Origin of the sequence: Lentilactobacillus parakefiri, from assembly GCF_002157585.1 — a bacterium.
GTDB lineage: Bacteria > Bacillota > Bacilli > Lactobacillales > Lactobacillaceae > Lentilactobacillus > Lentilactobacillus parakefiri.
The window spans coordinates 6,359-7,142 of record NZ_BDGB01000030.1 but is presented as its reverse complement, the minus strand read 5'-3'; the positions used below and the strand labels follow the sequence as shown (position 1 = coordinate 7,142).

Sequence of the window (784 nt, the reverse complement as noted above, 5' to 3'; positions counted from 1 at the left end):
GGCGTTAATTTTCAGCTCGATGTAGCCAGTAATTTAAACGCAACCGTGCAGGTTGCGAAGCGCAATGAGTTGCATCGATTCGAAGTCATGCCCCAACGTTGGGTAGTCGAACGATCTTTTAGTTGGCTAGAGAATTGTCGGCGACTTTGGAAAAATTGTGAGCGTCAATTAACCACCAGTCTGCAAATGGTCGTTTTAGCGTTTTTAGCACTATTACTTAAGAGATTTTAGACAGCTTCTAAGTATTTTGACATAAACAGGCTTCTCAATGATCATTGAGAAGCCTGTTACTATCTTTATCTAAGTGTGGATTACGTGATAAGTCACAACGATTAATTACAGCCTAAGATAATCAGAAGAACAATTCCCATTCTAACGTTAGCAAAGGGACCATTTCTAAATAAAAAAGAGCGAACACCTGAATGTTTGTGTCTGTAATTCCCAGTAATTTAAGTGTATTATCTAGTTGAGACATCTATTCCTACCCCGCTTATCTTGAGTTTCGTCGCTTAAAGCATAGCACTAGGGAGGCTTAGATGCCTTTTTTTGTTATCAAAAAGGGCCTAGTACTTTTGGAATGGAAATACTTTCCAACACCAAAAATTCTAGACCCAATGGTTCCACCACTAATCGTCAAGGTATCGTTCGCAATTTGCCAAGTGACACCTCCGTCAAGGGTGCCGCTGTTATTGTCCTCTGCTTGGTCTTGAGTGGCAATAGTTGTGATCGGTGATGTTTTGGTCGTGGAAGTGGGGCTGGTGGCAGCAAAAGCTGGCATTAGAAC

The 784-nt window shown here is 41.5% G+C and carries 2 protein-coding genes; one reads left to right on the top strand and one right to left on the bottom strand.

What is annotated here, in order from left to right; all coding sequences use genetic code 11:
- Positions 1-231: transposase (locus LPKJCM_RS13130; RefSeq protein ID WP_165758560.1), on the top strand; the 231-nt coding region annotated here is incomplete at its 5' end.
- Positions 232-532: 301 nt separating this feature from the next.
- Here the strand turns inward: LPKJCM_RS13130 and LPKJCM_RS13405 are convergent.
- On the bottom strand, positions 533-784 hold a 252-nt coding region (locus LPKJCM_RS13405; protein WP_225364093.1), incomplete at its 5' end, for a hypothetical protein.